We start from the raw sequence: 18,423 nt of genomic DNA on the forward strand, positions 1-18,423 counted from the left end.
TCCAATTCTTCGTCGTTGCCTTGGCAGAAGGCCCGGATTCTACTGAAGCCGTTCGTCCATACCATGCAGCAATGCATGAAGTTCGAATGGCGCTTCCAGAATGTGATGGGCGCCAGCTTCTATCAGTCCCTGCCTGTTATGATACCCCCAAGAGACCCCAGCCGCCATAGCGCCCGCTGCGCGCGCCATCTGCATATCATAAACAGCGTCGCCAATTACAATCGTTCGGTCGGGTTCTATTCCCATCTCCACGCAGGATTCAAGGACCATGGCGGGATGCGGCTTCGATGGGCAGTCGTCAGCAGTACGTGTCACCACGAAATGATGCCCGATGCCATGACGCTCGAAGACGGAGCGGACGCCCCGCTGAGACTTGCCGGTTACTATGCCGAGTAGAAGATCGTCCCTTGCCCCAAGCTCGGTCAGAAGCGGTAGAATTCCATCGTAGAGCGGCTCTGCGAAATCGGGAGCCTGTCGCAACATTACAAAATTTTCCTTGTAGCGTTGTGTGAGCCAATGCACCTGTTCGTCCGGTTCGCGCTTCAAAAGCTTCGCAATTGCCAGATGCAGCGACAAGCCGATAATCGAATGTGTCGCCTCGATTGCTGGAGGTTGCAGGCCAGCGTCGGCAAAACTGGTTGCCATGCATCTGTGAATGAAATCACCACTATCGACCAATGTTCCGTCGCAATCGAAGAGTACTAGTTTCATCGGGCGTTGGAGACCTTCACCGGTTTGTTGATAATCATCAGTCCGCAACCGATCAGTCCGAGAGCCGCGAATATTTTCCAGCTCAAAGGCTCATTCAGGATGAGGCCGCTCAAGAGCACGCCAAAAGCTGGCGTGAGGAAGGCAAAATTCGAAAGCTTCGATGCGGGATATCGGCGCACCATCCAGAACCAGAGCGGATAGGTAAAGGCCACCACGAATATAGCCTGAAAGAGGAAGGCAGATATGGACAGTACATCCGGGCTACGAAGCAGAGGGCCACTCAACACAATGAATGGCAGTGGCACCAGTGTCGCTACGACCAGTTGATAAAGTAGTGTCTTCTCCGGCGCTGTATAAGCAAGCCGCGTTCGCTTGATGACCAGCGTGGTAAGTCCCCACAACACACCTGACACCAGCGCAAGCATATCGCCATAGATCGCATACGGTCCCGGTCGGCTGACATGATCGGAAAAGACCAGAAAGACACCTAGAAACGCAATGCACATGCCAATGAAAGCCCGGACAGACATCCGCTCTCCCAGAAGAAAATGGCTACCGATGGCGACCCAGAATGGCATGATATTCATCATGAGCGTGACACGCCCCACGCTCGTCATCTCCATCGCCAGAAAAATCAGGACGAATTCGCTCCCGAACAACAGCCCGGCGGCGATTCCTGCCCAGAGCGTGCCATCACGATTGAAAAGCGGAATACGGCGCCAATAACACCAGAGAAAAACGCATAGGCTACCGAGCGCGGCACGCCCCGCGGCCATCAGCATGGGATTGAACCCCCGATTGCCTATTTTGATGGCAACCTGATTGAGCCCCCAGCTGAACATGATGAACATGACCAGCATGATGGCTAGCCCATCGAACGAAACTCGTCCTTCGGACGATCCCCCCGCTTCGCCTGACATTTTTAATCTTCCGCACTTTCCTCATCGAAGCCAAGCAGGTTCCATGACTGCACCATATGTGGCGGCAATGGAGCCGTCACATCAATAACGCCACCTGACGGGTTCGGAATACGAATGCGGCGTGCATGAAGATGCAAACGCTTTTGTATCCCGCCTGGAAACTCCCAATTCTGGTCAGCCTCAAAATATTTGGGGTCACCGATGATAGGATGACCGATATAGGCCGCATGCACGCGTAGCTGATGGGTTCTGCCAGTAAAAGGTTCCATTTCGAGCCAGGTCAGGTTATTTCCTGCCTTCTCGATGATGCGATAATATGAGACCGCGTGATCGGAATCCGGTTCACCATGCTGACACACGCGCATCTTGTCACCGTCTGGTGTCTGCTCCTTGACGAGCCACGTGGAAATCTTGTCCTCGCGTTTGCGCGGGACGCCTTTCACCAAGGCCCAATAAGTCTTCTTGGTATCACGTTCACGGAATGCAGCTGTCAACGCCTGTGCTGCACCACGCGTACGCGCCACAACCAGCACGCCTGATGTATCGCGGTCGATACGATGCACAAGGCGCGGCTTTTCGCCCTTCTTGTTGCGCCATGCTTCCAGCATTCCATCAACATGTCGCGATACGCCCGAACCGCCCTGAACGGCGAGACCTGCCGGCTTGTTGAAGACGTAAACTTTCGGGTCTTCATAGAGAAGCATCTGTGAAAGCACGTCACCGTCCTGCTGGCTGCGGATTGTCCGCGCCGTAACCGGTCCTTTTGCTTTTTCATCGACATCCAGAGGTGGAATACGAACAGTCTGCCCGGCCTGAATACGCGTGTCGGCCTTGGCCCGGGAACCATCGATGCGAACCTGCCCCGACCGCAGAAGCTTCTGCAGATGGCCAAAACCGAGTCCCGGATAATGGACCTTGAACCAGCGATCGAGCCGCATGCCCGCTTCGCCTGCATCCACAATCTTCTGTTCTACGCCTGCCATTGAGAAACCCGATCAACTCTTCCTAATACGGCACGTACTCATCGCGCACCGATCGCTTAATCCTGTCAATAGACGCGAGTTCGGACGATTGCTAGGCAGAATTCCTGAAAACTGCAATTTGGCTGCTTTAGCCGAAACTGCTCCAGCACTCTCGAAAGAATTCGATTTCGGCCGCTGAATCTTCACACTCGGTTACATGCATTTTTAATTTATGGTCGATCTTGACACCCAATCGCCACTTCTCGCCGCCATCAGATATTGATAGAACAACGGGGCTATACCATTTAGTCCCGTGAAATAGAACGAGCGGGAGTGCGAAAGTGTCATTGCTCAAAATCTACTGGCGAGCCATGGAATACCTGGCGGTCGAGAAGGCCGCAACGATTACCATGTGTGTCGCCAGCGTACTGGTTGCCCTGGTTACCCTTGCCGAACCAATTCTGTTCGGTCGAGTTATTCAGGCTATCTCCGACAAGGGCGATATTTTCTCGCCTCTTGCGATGTGGGCTGCACTTGGCGGCTTCAACATTGTTGCCGCAGTCTTTGTGGCACGCGGAGCAGACCGTCTCGCACACCGTCGCCGTCTGGGCGTGATGATCGATTCCTACGAGCGTCTCATTACAATGCCGCTTTCGTGGCACCAGAAGCGCGGCACATCCAATGCACTCCATACGCTGATCCGTGCAACAGACTCGCTTTTCACGCTCTGGCTCGAATTCATGCGCCAGCATTTGACGACGATCGTGGCGTTGGCGACGCTTATACCCGTCGCAATGAACATGGATATGCGCATGTCGCTGGTGCTGATCGTGCTGGGCGTCATCTATGTGATGATTGGTCAGCTTGTGATGCGCAAGACTAAAGATGGCCAAACCGCCGTCGAAAAGCATCACCACAAGTTGTTCGAGCATGTCAGCGATACGATCAGCAACGTCTCGGTCGTGCAGAGCTATAATCGCATCGCCTCGGAAACCCAGTCTTTGCGCGATTATGCCAAGAATCTTGAAAAGGTACAGTTCCCCGTTCTCAACTGGTGGGCGCTTGCCAGCGGCTTGAACCGTATGGCATCGACCTTCTCAATGGTGGTTGTTCTCGTTCTCGGCGCCTATTTTGTCACCAAAGGCCAGATGCGTGTCGGCGACGTGATCGCCTTTATCGGCTTCGCTCAGCTGATGATCGGTCGTCTTGATCAGATCAGTGCGTTCATCAACCAAACGGTCACGGCCCGCGCCAAGCTTGAGGAATTCTTCCAGATGGAAGACGCCACAGCTGACCGTCAGGAACCGCAGAACGTTTCTGACCTGACCGACGTTAAGGGTGACATCGTTTTCGACAATGTTACCTTCGAGTTCCCCAACTCCGGTCAGGGCGTCTACGACGTGTCCTTTGAAATCAAGCCGGGGCAGACTGTGGCTATTGTCGGTCCTACCGGCGCAGGCAAGACCACGCTCATCAATCTGTTGCAGCGTGTCTTCGATCCTGCGGCAGGCCGCATCATGATTGACGGGACGGATACGCGTACCGTCAGCCGTCGCTCGCTGCGCCATGCCATTGCAACCGTCTTTCAGGATGCCGGTCTGTTCAACCGCTCTGTCGAAGAGAACATTCGCGTCGGCCGTGAAAGTGCGACACATGATGAAGTTCATGCCGCAGCCCGCGCGGCCGCAGCTCATGACTTCATTCTGGCCAAGAGCGATGGCTACGATACGGTTGTTGGCGAACGCGGCTCGCAACTTTCGGGTGGCGAACGTCAGCGTCTTGCGATTGCGCGAGCAATCCTCAAGGATTCCCCTATCCTCGTTCTTGACGAAGCCACGAGTGCGCTTGACGTCGAAACCGAGGAGAAGGTGAAACAGGCGGTCGACGACCTCAGCCACAATCGCACAACCTTCATCATCGCGCACCGTCTTTCAACAGTCCGTTCAGCTGATCTGGTCCTGTTTATGGACAAGGGACATCTGGTCGAAAGCGGCAGTTTCGATGAACTTGCCGCACGCGGCGGTCGCTTTACAGACCTCCTACGTGTCGGCGGCCTGAAACTGGAAGACACGGCACCCAAAGCTATCGAGGGCAGCAATGTGATGCCCTTCCCGTCCAAGGGAGCTGTTGGCTAAGCAACAGACCTTTGAAAGAAAGTCTACGATGATCTCATTGCGGACTTTCGATTGTAAGCTTGAGACTCAAAGCGACATCTCGAAACGAAGCCCATCATATCCCGGCTCGACATTGTCCGGTGTCTCGCGCATGACGGTTTCGTAATCGAGCGGAACATGCATATGCGTGAGAATGGCGCGTTTGGGTGCCAGCTTCTCTATCCATTCAAGTGCTTCGCCAAGCGAGAAATGGCTTGGATGTGGACGATATTGCAACGCATCGATGATGAGCACCTCGGCGTGATCCAAATGCTTGAGGCTTGATTCGGGAAAAGCACTCACGTCCGTGCAATAAACGACAGAACCTATGCGAAAGCCCAGCGATTCAATATCGCCATGCACCTGACTGAATGGCTCGAAGCGGATTGAACCTCCCGCGCCCGATATGGAAAACGGGGTTTCAGGAGCAATGTCGTGCATGCTGAGGATTGGTGGATAATTCGACCCGGCAGGTGTTTCGAAACAATAGCCGAATGCCTCGAAGAGCCGATTTCGCGTCAGCCGATTGGCATAGACATCCATGAGCCGACGATTTTCAACAACATAAGTGCGAAGATCGTCAATACCGTGAATATGGTCTGCATGCGGATGGGTATAGACTGCCGCGTCGAGGCTATGCGCTCCGGCATCGATCATCTGGGCGCGGAAATCCGGCCCCGTATCAATCACGACCGTTGTGTTATTACCGGCATTGTCAAATCGTTCGACCAGGAGAGATGCACGGCGACGCCTGTTTTTCGGATTATCGGGATCACAACCGCCCCAATCACCGTTGATACGCGGTACGCCGGGAGACGACCCGCAGCCCAGAAGCGTAAAACGCAGGCAGTTACGCGGCGCTGTCACGATCAATTTCCTTTTGCGGCCAACTCTTCTGGCATGGGCATCTTGGAGAACAGGCGGAAGACATTTTCGCTGGTAATCTGCGCAATTTCTTCCCTGCTCACACCAATCGTCTCGGCAAGTACGGCGGCGGTATGCTGCACGAAAGAAGGCTCGTTGCGCTTGCCACGATAAGGAACCGGCGCCAGATAAGGAGCATCCGTCTCGACGAGCAAACGATCACGCGGGACGATGGAAGCAACTTCGCGGATTTCGGCTGAGTTCTTGAAAGTCAGAATGCCTGAGAAAGAGACGTAACCGCCAAGCGCAATGCCCTTTTCAGCCAGAGCACGACCGGAAGAGAAGCAGTGCAGGATAAACGGAAAAGCACCCTTCTCCGTCTCACGTTCCAGAATCTCGGCCATGTCTTCATCCGCACTGCGGGCATGAATAACCAGCGGCAATTGAGTACGGCGCGCCGCCTCGATGTGCACAAGAAAGCCCTGCCTTTGGGCTTCGGGCGGCGCATAATCATAGTGATAGTCGAGCCCCGCCTCGCCGATGGCCACCACTTTCGGGTGTTCGGCCAGACGCACAAAATCATCGGCGGTCACGTCCAGTTCTTCATGCGCATTGTTCGGATGGGTTCCAACCGAACAATAAACGGAATCATAGGTTTCAGCGAGCGCACGGATCGTGTCGAACTTCCTGACACGCGTGGAAATCGTCACCATGCGCCTAACCCCGGCATCCAGAGCGCGCTGAACGACATCATCGCGCTCCGGCTCGAAATCGGCAAAGTCGAGGTGACAATGGCTATCGACAAGCATCATCGAACTCAGTTCTGCTCTTCTGTTTCCACATAGCGCGGGAACACCGGCTGCGGGGCCGGCAGATCGGTGCCACCGACAAGCTGGCTAGCCGCAACGTCTGAAAACTGGCGCTTGTCGGCAGGAATAGCCAGTATGTCGAGAAGCTTTTCCGCCGATTGCGGAATGAACGGCTGCACCATGATGCCCACGCGCCGGATCACTTCGGCCGTCACATAAAGGACAGTGCCCATGCGCGCCGGATCGGTCTTGCGCAGCGCCCAAGGCTCCTGCCCCGCAAAATAGCGGTTGGCCTCGGCAACAACGGCAAAGATCGCTCCGAGCGCAAGATGCAGCGCCTGATCGTCCATTGCCTTGCGTGCGGTATCAAGCGCTGCATCGGCCTGATCGAGAATGGCCTTATCCGCATCCGAAAACTCGCCCGGAACCGGGACCTTGCCTTCGCAGTTCTTGGCGATCATCGACAGGGAACGTTGCGCAAGATTGCCGAGATCATTCGCCAGGTCAGCGTTGGTGCGGTTGACGATAGCGTCATGGCTGTAGCTGCCGTCCTGACCGAACGGCACTTCGCGCATCAGGAAATAGCGCAGCTGATCGAGCCCATAACGCTCAACGAGACCGAACGGATCGATCACATTGCCGAGCGACTTCGACATCTTCTCACCGCGGTTGAACAGGAAGCCGTGTGCAAACACGCGATTCGGCAGCGGAATACCTGCCGACATCAGGAATGCTGGCCAGTAAACGGCGTGGAAACGCGAAATGTCCTTGCCGATAATATGGGCGTCGGCCGGCCAATAGGCCCACTTGTCGCTCGTCGTATCTGGATAGCCGAGTGCTGTGATGTAGTTGGTCAGGGCGTCGACCCAGACATACATGACGTGCTTTTCATCGCCCGGCACCGGAATACCCCAGTCGAAGGTCGTGCGCGAAATCGACAGGTCTTTCAGGCCCGACTTGACGAAGCTCACGATCTCGTTGCGGCGTTCCGCAGGCATGATGAAGCCCGGATTATTCTTGTAAAGATCGAGCAGCTTGTCCTGATAGGCTGAGAGACGGAAGAAATAGCTTTCCTCCTCGACCCATTCGACAGGCGTACCCTGTGGGCCGTAACGAACGCCATCTTCGCGAACTTCCGTTTCCTCTTCACCATAGTAGGCTTCGTCACGCACGGAGTACCAACCGGCATATCCACCCTTGTAGATATCGCCATTGTCGGCCATCGCTTTCCAGATGGCCTGACTGGCCTTGTAATGGCGCTCTTCCGATGTACGAATATATTCGTCATTCGAGCTATTCAGCACATCCGCCATCCGGCGGAACGCAGCCGTATTGCGATCTGCAAGCTCGCGCGGCGTAATGCCTTCCTTACGCGCGCTCTGCAGCATCTTGATGCCATGTTCGTCCGTACCGGTCAGAAAGAAAACATCCTTGCCGTTCAGGCGCTGAAAACGCGCCATTGCATCGGTCGCGATCAGTTCATACGCGTGACCGATGTGCGGCTTTCCGTTTGGATAAGCAATCGCGGTGGTGATGTAATATTTTTCGCGGCTCATTATGGACCCGGTCTTTCGAAGTTTGAAAGCGCGCCTGAATGACTAGCAGACACACGAGGAGAAAATTATCAGCGGTGACATAACGCATGTCAGCGGCCATGTCACGCAAGCGGAGGCCGACCGGAACGAAAAGCGCGATTCGTTTTTTCCAGAAGAATTACCACAGCTTGCCGCCTGTCGAGATTATAGGTTTCGGCATCCACGATTTCACGTGACAGATCGCTCCAGAACCGCGACCAGCGGTCTGCATCATGGAGTTGTCCAGCCTCGACACGACGACGCGCCTCAGTCGCAACCTGCCCCAGCAGATGATCACGGAACAGCTCATACTGAACCTCCGACTCACGCCCGTTCAATATGCCGGCGAGCGTCTGCGCTTTCGGCAAATCGAAAGTCTGCCCTTCAAGAAGGGAATCGACCGTGTCGGCGATTTCAATACCGCCATTCGCCACCAGCAAAAGTGCCTTGCGCACACTGCCTTCGGATCGCTGAAGCAGTGTTTGCGTTACGGCGTCGGACCCCATTCCGACACCGGGACCGACATGTGCCAGAGCATCCGTCAGCGATCCATCGTCAAGCGGCTTGAAGCCGATGCTTTGGCAGCGCGACCGGATTGTTGGGAGCAACCGCCCCGCCGAATGAGAAATCAGGATAAAGAGCGCCCGCGCGGGAGGCTCTTCCAAAGTTTTCAAGAGCGCATTGGCGGCATTGCGGTTCATATCATCGGCAGGGTCGACAATAACGATACGCCAGGCGTGGTCCGATGCCGTTCTGGTCAGAAAATGCGTGATCCGGCGAATTTCCTCCACGGGAATACCCGTTTTGAATTTTCCGGTCTTCTGATCGAATGGGCGGTTGATATGCAGGACAGCCGGATGCATGCCACCTGCAATCTGCCGCCAGAGCGGTTTCGCAAAATCTGGCGCAGCAATATGCTCCGGTGCCTCGCCATTATTGCCATGAGCCAGCATATGGCCTGCCAGATGAAAGGCGAGCGTTGCCTTGCCGATCCCCTGCGCGCCTTCAAAGAGCAGCGCATGATGCATACGCCCCTCCCGATAGGCTTGCGCCAGAAAATCACTGATCTCCCGGTGCCCGGCGATATAATCACTCGCAGATGGTTCTGGCACACCCTCAATGGAATCGTGGGCTTTAGGGACGTCGAGTTCCTCGATCACAAAAGCCCCCTTTTCGTCAGAACATGATCAACTTCTTTTGCGATATCGCCCGCAATCGCGTCTTGCAAGCGGTCAGCGTCGATGACCTTGCATCGCTCAGGTTCCGCTTCGGCGATCGCGAGGAAGGCCTGCCGTCGCGCCTCATGCACAGCAATATCTTCTTTCTCGAACCGGTCCGCAGTTTCGCTGCCACGCCGTTTTCCAGCACGCGACAGACCTTTCTCCGCGGGAATGTCGAGAATGATCGTCATGTCAGGCATGGCGCCGTCTATGGAAATGCGTTCCACCGCCGCCATATAGGTGCTGTCGAGATTGCCGGTAACGCCCTGATAGGCACGGCTTGAGTCGATGAAACGGTCACAAAGCACCACTCGCCCCTCGTTCAGCGCCGGGCGGATAAGCTGGTCCACATGGTCTGCCCTTGCAGCTGCGAACAGCAGGGCTTCCATCGCTGGGCCATAGTTTTCAGCATTGCCGCTCAGTATGACATGGCGAATTGCTTCCGCACCAGGAGAACCGCCCGGTTCTCGCGTGATGACAGGATCGAAGCCGCATGCACGCAGGTGCTTGGCCAGCAACGCGATTTGCGTTGACTTGCCCGCTCCTTCGCCGCCTTCGAATGTGATGAACAATCCCGACAAACCAACTTCCAAAATGTTTGAATCGATGCCCGAACGGACTTCTGTGAAAGTTATTATCGGCCTTTGGCTATCAGGTCGAGCCTGGAATACACCCAACGCAGGCTAAAGATACTTCCGCAGCCAGCCGGTGGAGAGCTCCATCGCCGCCCCCAAGGCGCGCTTCGAGAGACTACCTTCCTCGACAGATTGCGCCGTGAAAACAGGGATATCACGAAGAATGCTACCATTAAGCTCCAACTGAAGAATACCGACCTGCTGGTTGTCGGCGACAGGGGCATCGAGCGGCCCCTTATAGACAATCCGGGCCTTGAGCTTGTCGCGACCGTCCTTCGGTAGCAGCAGCTCGACACGATCCCTGACCTTCAACGGCACATGCGTGAGCGCACCGCCGAAAACTTGCGCCTCACCCACAATTTCGTTCGCAGGATAAAGCTGAACATCGTCAAAGGCCGTCATCCCCCATTGCAGGAGACGCTTTGCTTCTTCTTCACGCTCCTTGATGCTGGCAAGACCGCTCATCGCCAGATAAAGCCTGCGGCCGTTCTGTTCCGCCGATCCGACCAGCGCAAAACCTGATGCTTCCGTAAAACCCGTTCCCATCCCGTCAGCCCCGACATCAAGCCGCAACAAGGGGTTGCGGTTGCGTTGCATGATGTTGTTCCAGGTGAAGGCAGGTTGAGCATAATATTTATAATACTCGGGATGGGCTGTCCGGATATGTCGCGCCAATCTGACCAGATCCTGCAGCGAGACCGCCTGCCCTTCGGCGGGCAAACCCGTCGAGTTTACAAATTTGGAGCCGGTCAAACCAAGCTCCTGCGCACGATCATTCATGCGCTTTGCAAAAGCCTCCTCGCTGCCCGCCAGCCCTTCTGCCAGTACGATGGCGCCGTCATTCGCCGACTGAACAATCATCCCCTGCAGTAGATCAGCGACCGTTGGCGCCGACTTGATGCGTGCGAACATCGTTGATGTTCCCGAGGGGGCACCACCGGTTCTCCAGGCATTCTCACTGACGATGTAAGGCGTTTCGAGTGTCGTCGCGCCTTTATCAAGGGCTTCGAAAACCACTTCGGCCGTCATCAGCTTGGCAAGAGATGCGGGCGGAATGGGAACATTGGCATTCTTGGAAAGAAGCACCGTTCCGCTTCGGTCATCGATAAGCAACACCTGCGGCGCCTTTGAAACGAATGCCGCCTCAACAGGTGCCGCCTGACTTAAAACCGGCACGAATGCAGCCAGCGAAACGCCCACAGAGGCCGCGCGCGCAAATACCAATGTTTTTGAAATCAGCCCCATGCAAATCCCGTTACGTGAGCAATGAGATAGAGCTTACGCAACGAATCCGACCAAAATCAATATGCCAGCGTGTATCACCGTAATGTGAGCAATCAATCGAGACGAACGACAAACGCATTCACTGCGCCCGCCTTCCAGGCCGCGCGCAGCAGGGCATCGTTTCCGCCTTTCTCTGCCACGGCTGTCAGCTCGTAAGACTCGCTGGTGTCGGTTGGAATCTTGGTTAGCGTAAATCGGGTCGAGCGTGGCAACGACGCCTGAAGCTGCCTTGCCTCTTCAAGCGTCTTGAATGTGCCAAGCTCGACATATTCGCCATGCTCCTCAGCCTCGCGGCGCTTCCAGGCGCTTGAAATCGCGTCCTTGGTCAGGATGCTGCCATAGGTGCGCTCCTCGGTATAAGCCGTTGCAGCAAGCCGGTCAGACGCGTAGCCGGCAAGACCGCTCACACCTGCCGCACTCGCCACTCCGAAGCTTGAACCGGGGCGTTGCGACGGCACAGGCACATTCGCTGGCAACAACGGAGCTGGTCCGCCGGACGGATCGCTATAAGCAGGATCGACGGAAAAAGGTGAATTTTCAGGTATGGGCGCAGAGACCGGAACAGCATCCATCACAGGCATAGGAACGCGTGACTTCGGCGAGGTCGGCGTCGGCCCGTTCATCGCCATCATGACGCCGGTTGCGGGCTGACCGATCATATCGCCACCCGCCGGACGATAAGACGCCATCAGGAATGCATCGTCATTGCCATCCAATGGCGCTCTGCCGACATATTCGACCTTCACATTCGCCGTGCCGTGATGCTGGTAATCAAGCATTTCGGCAGCTTTCTGGGAGAGATCGATGACACGGTCGAATTCATAGGGACCACGATCATTCACGCGTACGATGACCGAACTGCCATTGGCAAGATTAGTCACACGGGCATAACTCGGCAACGGCATGGTTGGATGCGCAGCTGTCAGATGCGCCATGTCGTAGACTTCACCATTGGCCGTCAGGCGGCCGTGGAAAGCTTCGCCATACCACGAAGCGTGGCCGACCTTGACGTAGTTCTTGTCTTCCTTCGGATAATACCAGCGCCCTTTGACCTTGTAGGGCTGTCCGGTCTGATCGCGCCCGCCGCCACGTGGCAGCGGCTTTCCCTTCGAAAAAGCCACGCGAGGGCTGGCTTTCACGCCATATTTGGATTCGGCAAAATATTCCTTTGAGCGCTTTGTCTTCGACTTCGGCTGAGGTGCCGACGCACAGCCAGCCAAGGCGACAGCTATAGCAATGAAAGACAACATGGCAACGGAACCACGTTTACCGCGCAGCTTCACTGCCCTGCCGTTGACCGAATGTTTCAGCCCTCGTTTCGAATCCATACGCCACACGCCCGTTACTCAACAACACAACCGAAAACGCTGGTTGCGCCTTTTTAGATTTTAGTGATGTCACCGATTCATTGACGGATCATTAAAGCTTTTGACATTCCGCATATTTTGAGTCGCGCTGCTTGGCATTCGCTTACCTCCGACGAGCCGTATCACTCAGTCCTGTGGAACCATCGTTCATTCAACGCGTTGAATTTTCAACAGGAAGGAGAACAAGAATGTTGAGAGCAATGATCCTTTGGCTGATGGGCGTTCCACTCGTTGTCGTGCTGCTAATCTGGTATTTTTTCTTTTAAATATGGAACGTTCAGGCCTTTCAGTCGTTACCTATACGGCTCTAATGACCTCCGAGCCAGTCACCTAACGTCATGGATTAGGCCCGCTCCAACAAAGCGGGTCTCTTTTTGCCTCCTCAATATCACGGCCTCAATACCGGATCAGGCATGTAAACTTTGATCGCCTTGGGCAACAGGCGGAAATGGGCTGGTGTCCACGTCGACAGCTCGCCATCTGTGTTTACAGCACGCGGTTTCTTGGTGCGCACAATGACCTCGGTCGTCGGAAAAGCGCGCACGCCATCCCATTTGGAGTGGGTGCCACGGCGCAGACTTGGAAGCAGACGCAAAAGTTTCCACCAGTGATCGACTTCCAGACTATAAAAATCCAGCCTGCCATCATCCACTGTAGCGTCCTTCTCGACAGCCATGCCGCCGCCATAGAATTTTCCGTTCCCGACAGAGACCTGCAACGTACGGATTTTCTCCGTCATGCCGTCGTGTTCCAGATAGGCTGTGAAAAGCTCCGAACGCATGAGGATACGTGCCGCAACGATCGCATAGCCGAGCTTTCCCCACTTCTTCTTTGCCGCAGAGCTGAGTTGCTGCGCCAGTTCGGCACTGAAACCGATGCTCGCGACATTGAAGTAAAGGTGGCCGTTCACCTCACCGAGATCGATGGGCTGTATTTCATAGGAAGAAAGGCGACGCGCCGCCTCGACCGGATCGGCAGGAATGCCTATGGTCCGGGCGAAATCATTCGCAGTTCCAAGCGGAAGGATTGCAAGTGGCATTCCCGTCTCCATCAACCCCTTGGCTGCAGCATTCAGCGACCCATCGCCACCACCGACAATAACGAGATCACAATCTTTTTCACGAAGGATCAGATCTGAGATCGTCTCGTCGTCCTGCGGATTTCGTTCGATGAGCTGGAGGCCGCCGCGTTCCAACGCAGAACGAATATCCACGCCATATCCCCTGCCATTTCGGGCATGTGGATTTACGATAAGCAGTGCCCGGCGCTTTGTGGTCTTGCCCATGGATTTCCTGTCATCTGCAACAGCCTGCAAATCTGGCTGCATGGTTGAAAGCGTTATCTGCAGATGGCTTCTCAATCCTGGATATCAATGGAACGGTTCATGAAAAATTTGTCACGATACTGTAGTGTTTCGTGAAGTCTTGAGACGGAACGTAACGGTACGGGCGACCTTCCGACAAAACAGTTTGACGAGACCAGAAAGAGAACATAGTTTGGCAAAACCAACTGTAAAACTTTCTAATGCGGCCTCATCAAACTTGTCGCTAATTAGCTGAAATACATTACAGTTTGCGGGTATGATGTAATGGTAGCTTGTCAGCTTCCCAAGCTGAACGCGCGGGTTCGATTCCCGCTACCCGCTCCAGCATAATCGTTCCTGAGAAGGTTGAAAATCACCGAACATTTTCTCCGGTTTTCGGATCGACCTTCACCTCAACCTTGGCGCCAGCCTTGGTGACATATTCGATCTCGTAATAGCCGCGATCATTCCAGTCGACTTCATCAATGAAAGCGGTATCCGCGTTCTGTTCGATTTTGGCGATTATTTCCGAAAGCTTGGTGCCTTCCGGTGGCGGAGCGGCATAGGCCGCAGCAACAGACAAACCAAGAAACAAAGTCGTAGCAACAAGACGCATGATTATCTCCTTTAGCTATGCTAAAAGAGTAGGAATGCAGGCATCTTATTCAAGGCCAACTGGTAATTACTTTATGATGGGGCTAATCGAACCGGTGAAGGTTTGATCGATCATCGCGGAGAGCCTCGGCTCTGCTCCTGACAAAATGACGACGATTGCAAGCATCAATATCAAAGGCGCGGCAAGAATGCCGCTCCTTACAGCCGGTTCGAGAATACGCCGGGTTTTCTTGCTTCGCGTGGATTGCTGATTTCTCATGCAACCAACAGTAGTCGAACAGACTTAATTGCTCATTAAATAACGTAGTTAATGCGTTATTAGCGCATGGTTATCGTTCAGCTTCCCTTGTTTCCGCGGTAGATATTGACCCCGAGCTCGCGAATTTTCTTGCGCAGCGTGTTCCGATTTAATCCCAGAAGATCTGCCGCCTTGATCTGATTTCCACGTGTTGCCGTAAGACATGCGAGGATCAAGGGATATTCCAGTTCCGCCAGAACCCGGTGATAAAGCCCCGGCGGCGGCAGATCGGCACCGAATGATGCAAAGTAACGCTGCATATTCTGCTCGACGGCCTGCGATATGGAAATATTCTCCATATCGCCCCCACTGACGGGAACGACATCCGGCTTGGCCAGTTCAGACTTCAATTCCGTTTCGATGATTTCCGGCGATATTTCCTCTTGCGGATAAAGCGCCGAAAGCCTCCGGACGAGATTTTCCAGTTCACGCACATTTCCTGGCCATGGATACCGGCGCATCATTTCCAGGCCAGCGGTGCTGATACGCTTCTCCGGCAGCCCCTCTTCGGCAGCGCGTTTGAAAAAATGGCGCACAAGATCGGCCACGTCCTCGCTGCGCTCGCGAAGCGGCGGCAAGCGCAGGGGCACGACATTCAACCGGTAATAAAGATCCTCACGGAACAAACCTTGCGCTATCAGTTGCCGCAAATCCTTGTTGGTCGCGGCAACGATGCGCACGTCGGTCTTGATCGGCGTACGTCCGCCGACTGTCATATACTCGCCCTGCTGCAGCACGCGCAAAAGACGGGTTTGTGCTTCCATCGGCATATCGCCGATCTCGTCGAGAAACAGTGTTCCGCCATTTGCCTGTTCAAAGCGGCCGCTTGAGCGGTTCTGCGCGCCGGTAAAGGCACCCTTCTCGTGCCCGAACAGCTCGGACTCGATCAGATCGCGCGGGATCGCCGCCATATTGATCGCAACAAACGGGCCTTTTCGGCGACGCCCGTATTCGTGCAGGGCACGCGCAACCAGTTCCTTGCCTGTGCCGGATTCCCCCGTAACCATGAGGGTCAAATCCGTCTGCATCATGCGGGCCAGCAAACGGTAGATTTCCTGCATCGCAGGCGAACGGCCGACCAGCGGCATGTTATCGGCCTGCTCATCCGATAAAGCGGCAATGGGCTTACGTTTTGGTTCAGACAGAGCCCGACCGACGATATTGATGAGTTCCGTCAAATCGAATGGCTTCGGCAGATATTCGTAGGCTCCCGCCTCGGATGCCCGAATTGCCGTCATGAATGTGTTCTGCGCGCTCATGACCACAACTGGCAGGTCAGGACGCATCTTCTTGATGCGTGGCAGGAGGTCGAAGGCATTCTCGTCCGGCATATTAACGTCAGTAATGACCAGATCACCGTCGCCTGCAGCCACCCAGCGCCAAAGCGAGGCAGCATTAGAAGTCACACGCACATCGTAGCCTGCTCGCGACAATGCCTGGTTCAGCACGGTCCGAATAGCTGCATCGTCATCCGCCACCAATATGGTTCCTGTCGGACGTCCTGCGGTCATGCGTTATCTCCAGTATTTCCAGCTGCCAGTTCCGTATTTTTCCATGCGGGCATCAGAATACGGAAAGTCGTTCGCGAAGGATGGCTGTCGCATTCGATAATACCGCCATGGTCGCCAATGATCTTCGCAACGAGTGCCAATCCCAGTCCCGACCCATTGGTCTTCGTGGTCACGAAGGGATCGAACAGATGCGGCAGCATGTCCTGCGGCACACCCGGTCCGTTGTCATGCACGCAGAATTCGAGAGGCAGCGCCACCCTGTCCCGCGCACCCGGCACCTGCAGACGAATGCCCGGACGATAAGCCGTGGATAGGACAATCTCGCCGCCTTCACGGTCGCCTATGGCTTCCGAAGCATTCTTCAGCAGATTGAGGAAAACTTGCACGAGTTGGTCTCGATTGGCGAAAACTGGTGGGAGAGAAGGATCATAATCTTCCACAAAACGGATTTTCCGTGCGAACCCGTTCTTCGCAATCGCCTTCACATGATCCAAAACCGCATGAATATTGACGGCAGAGCGCTCGATGGGGCGCTCATCCGAGAAAACCTCCATGCGGTCAACCAGTGAAACGATCCGATCCGTTTCATCGGTAATAAGACGCGCAAGCGCACGATCCTCATCGCCGACAACCTGTTCCAGCAATTGTGCCGCACCACGGATACCAGAGAGAGGGTTCTTGATTTCATGAGCCAGCATCGATGCCAGCCCGGTCACGGACCGCGCCGCGCCGCGATGTGTCATCTGGCGATCGATCTTTTCGGCCATCGTCTTTTCCTTGAAGAGGATGACCACAGCGCCCGGCAGCTCCGCTACCGGCGCTACGTAAATATCAACGATACGCTCCGCCCCAAGACGTGGCGACGAGACATCGACGCGATATTCGTTCACCGGCATCTGACTGGTGCGAACCTGATCGACCAGCGCCAACAACGGACTACCAAAGGGCAGAAAGGACTCCAGCCGGTTGCGCGCCAGAATGGACGAGCCGGAACGAAAGAACTGTTCTGCATCCAGATTTGCATAGGCGATACAGTTCTCGGCGCTAACCATGATAACCGGCTGGCTGATGGCATCGAGCACGACCGATGGAATGCCGTTCGTTTCAGTTCTCTCGCGCATCAGGCAACCTCTTTGAGCGCGGATTCTGAAGCTTCGCGCATGAATATACGACGCAAAGCGTCGATGACGGCTTGCCGCTCGGTCAGGGTCATCACTTCCGCTTTCTCGGCAGGCGTACATGTAGCGCCAGCGTGACGATCAAGATACCAGCCGAGATGTTTGCGGGAATGACGGATGCCCGTCGCGCTTCCATAATGCTCGAGCATATCTTCGTAATGCTTTATAATATAATCAAGAACTTCATTTCGAGACTGTGGGGCAAAGTCACTTCCTGCAATTGCACCGGCCAGCCACGGTTGCCCATAAGAGGCACGCCCGACCATCACGGCATCAGCTCCAGAGCGGCGCATAATTTCCTCAGCATCACCTCGACACGCCATATCTCCATTGGCAACCAGTGGGATCCTGACCGCGTCGCGAACAGCGCGAATTGCATCCCAGTCCGCCTTGCCTTCATAGAACTGACAACGCGTACGCCCATGGACAGTCACCATGGCGATACCGGCATCTTCCGCACGCCTTGCCAGTTCAGGCGCATTGATACTTTTCTCGTCCCACCCCAGCCGCATCTTGAGCGTAACCGGAACGCTGACCGCATTGACAGTTGCCTCAACGAGGGTCATTGCGTGATCGAGATCGCGCATCAGCGCAGACCCGGAATAACCGCCTGTCACTTTCTTGGCCGGGCAGCCCATATTGATATCGATGATATCAGCACCTTCGCCTGCGGCGATCCTGGCTGCCTCGCCCATCCAATGCGCTTCGCGTCCCGCGAGCTGCACGACATGCGTTCCAAGTCCCTCGCCTGAGAGGCGCAGAAGGCTTTCCTTGTGACGGTTACAAAGTTCGGCGCTGGCGACCATTTCAGACACGACCATGCCCGCGCCAGCCTCCGCTGCGCGCCTGCGGAATGGAAGGTCCGAAACGCCCGACATCGGCGCAAGAAAGACACGGTTGGCAAGCGCCACACCGTTTATGCTCAAAGGTTGATCAAGAAAAATCACCAATAAAATGCCTATTTGATGTGCATAGTGCAATTAGCACATACATTAATCAGCCTCACATTTCAACGCAAG

Annotated in this window: 16 protein-coding genes and 1 tRNA gene; 2 read left to right on the forward strand and 15 right to left on the reverse strand. The window is 55.1% G+C overall.

Features of this window, described 5'->3' with window-relative positions:
• Nucleotides 1–39: 39 nt before the first annotated feature.
• From JNC70_RS10865 to JNC70_RS10875, 3 genes are read right to left on the reverse strand one after another with little or no spacing between them, the layout of a single operon-like run.
• Entirely contained in the window at nt 40–711 is a 672-nt protein-coding gene (locus JNC70_RS10865) for an HAD-IA family hydrolase (RefSeq protein ID WP_104756312.1), read from the reverse strand.
• Nucleotides 708–1,631, reverse strand: a complete 924-nt coding sequence (locus JNC70_RS10870; protein ID WP_104756313.1) for a DMT family transporter — start codon at nt 1,629–1,631, stop codon at nt 708–710. The genes JNC70_RS10865 and JNC70_RS10870 overlap by 4 nt, the downstream gene beginning before the upstream one ends.
• A 2-nt stretch (nt 1,632–1,633) precedes the next feature.
• The gene (locus JNC70_RS10875) at nt 1,634–2,614 is read right to left on the reverse strand and encodes an RluA family pseudouridine synthase (protein ID WP_104756314.1); all 981 of its coding nucleotides are present in this window, start codon (nt 2,612–2,614) and stop codon (nt 1,634–1,636) included.
• Between the two features lie 320 nt (nt 2,615–2,934).
• Here JNC70_RS10875 and JNC70_RS10880 point away from each other — a divergent pair, with 320 nt between their 5' ends.
• Complete coding sequence (locus JNC70_RS10880; RefSeq protein WP_104756315.1) at nt 2,935–4,728, forward strand: glucan ABC transporter ATP-binding protein/ permease; 1,794 nt, start codon at nt 2,935–2,937, stop codon at nt 4,726–4,728.
• 66 nt (nt 4,729–4,794) lie between these two features.
• Here JNC70_RS10880 and JNC70_RS10885 read toward each other — a convergent pair whose 3' ends face one another.
• From JNC70_RS10885 to JNC70_RS10920, 8 genes are all read right to left on the reverse strand, one after another.
• Nucleotides 4,795–5,613, reverse strand: coding sequence for an MBL fold metallo-hydrolase (locus tag JNC70_RS10885; RefSeq protein ID WP_104756316.1), 819 nt, complete (start codon nt 5,611–5,613; stop codon nt 4,795–4,797).
• A gap of 2 nt (nt 5,614–5,615) precedes the next feature.
• Nucleotides 5,616–6,419 carry a TatD family hydrolase gene (locus JNC70_RS10890; protein WP_104756426.1) on the reverse strand — a complete coding sequence of 268 codons (804 nt, stop codon included), beginning with the start codon at nt 6,417–6,419 and terminating at the stop codon, nt 5,616–5,618.
• 8 nt (nt 6,420–6,427) lie between these two features.
• Nucleotides 6,428–7,975, reverse strand: coding sequence for a methionine--tRNA ligase (metG, locus tag JNC70_RS10895; RefSeq protein WP_104756317.1), 1,548 nt, complete (start codon nt 7,973–7,975; stop codon nt 6,428–6,430).
• 101 nt (nt 7,976–8,076) lie between these two features.
• Nucleotides 8,077–9,153, reverse strand: coding sequence for a DNA polymerase III subunit delta' (locus JNC70_RS10900; RefSeq protein ID WP_374788592.1), 1,077 nt, complete (start codon nt 9,151–9,153; stop codon nt 8,077–8,079).
• On the reverse strand, nt 9,150–9,794 hold the full coding sequence (gene tmk / locus JNC70_RS10905) for a dTMP kinase (protein WP_104756319.1): 645 nt from the start codon (nt 9,792–9,794) through the stop codon (nt 9,150–9,152). Before tmk ends, JNC70_RS10900 begins: the two co-directional genes overlap by 4 nt.
• Nucleotides 9,795–9,896: 102 nt before the next feature.
• Nucleotides 9,897–11,093, reverse strand: coding sequence for a D-alanyl-D-alanine carboxypeptidase family protein (locus JNC70_RS10910; RefSeq protein ID WP_104756320.1), 1,197 nt, complete (start codon nt 11,091–11,093; stop codon nt 9,897–9,899).
• 92 nt (nt 11,094–11,185) lie between these two features.
• On the reverse strand, nt 11,186–12,460 hold the full coding sequence (locus tag JNC70_RS10915) for a septal ring lytic transglycosylase RlpA family protein (RefSeq protein WP_104756321.1): 1,275 nt from the start codon (nt 12,458–12,460) through the stop codon (nt 11,186–11,188).
• 427 nt (nt 12,461–12,887) lie between these two features.
• Complete coding sequence (locus JNC70_RS10920) at nt 12,888–13,784, reverse strand: lipid kinase (RefSeq protein WP_104756427.1); 897 nt, start codon at nt 13,782–13,784, stop codon at nt 12,888–12,890.
• Nucleotides 13,785–14,073: 289 nt separating this feature from the next.
• Between JNC70_RS10920 and JNC70_RS10925 the strand changes: the two genes are divergently transcribed.
• A tRNA-Gly gene (locus JNC70_RS10925) sits at nt 14,074–14,147 on the forward strand.
• 28 nt (nt 14,148–14,175) lie between these two features.
• Here the strand turns inward: JNC70_RS10925 and JNC70_RS10930 are convergent.
• The 4 genes from JNC70_RS10930 to dusB form a co-directional block, all read right to left on the reverse strand.
• Nucleotides 14,176–14,418, reverse strand: a complete 243-nt coding sequence (locus JNC70_RS10930) for a PepSY domain-containing protein (protein WP_104756322.1) — start codon at nt 14,416–14,418, stop codon at nt 14,176–14,178.
• A 335-nt stretch (nt 14,419–14,753) separates the two neighbouring features.
• On the reverse strand, nt 14,754–16,226 hold the full coding sequence (ntrC, locus tag JNC70_RS10935) for a nitrogen regulation protein NR(I) (protein ID WP_104756324.1): 1,473 nt from the start codon (nt 16,224–16,226) through the stop codon (nt 14,754–14,756).
• Entirely contained in the window at nt 16,223–17,347 is a 1,125-nt protein-coding gene (locus JNC70_RS10940) for a two-component system sensor histidine kinase NtrB (RefSeq protein WP_104756325.1), read from the reverse strand. Before JNC70_RS10940 ends, ntrC begins: the two co-directional genes overlap by 4 nt.
• Complete coding sequence (gene dusB, locus JNC70_RS10945) at nt 17,347–18,351, reverse strand: tRNA dihydrouridine synthase DusB (protein ID WP_208623470.1); 1,005 nt, start codon at nt 18,349–18,351, stop codon at nt 17,347–17,349. Before dusB ends, JNC70_RS10940 begins: the two co-directional genes overlap by 1 nt.
• Nucleotides 18,352–18,423 lie beyond the last annotated feature (72 nt).

It is taken from the genome of Brucella oryzae (genome assembly GCF_041929965.1).
Classification (GTDB): Bacteria; Pseudomonadota; Alphaproteobacteria; order Rhizobiales; family Rhizobiaceae; genus Brucella; species Brucella oryzae.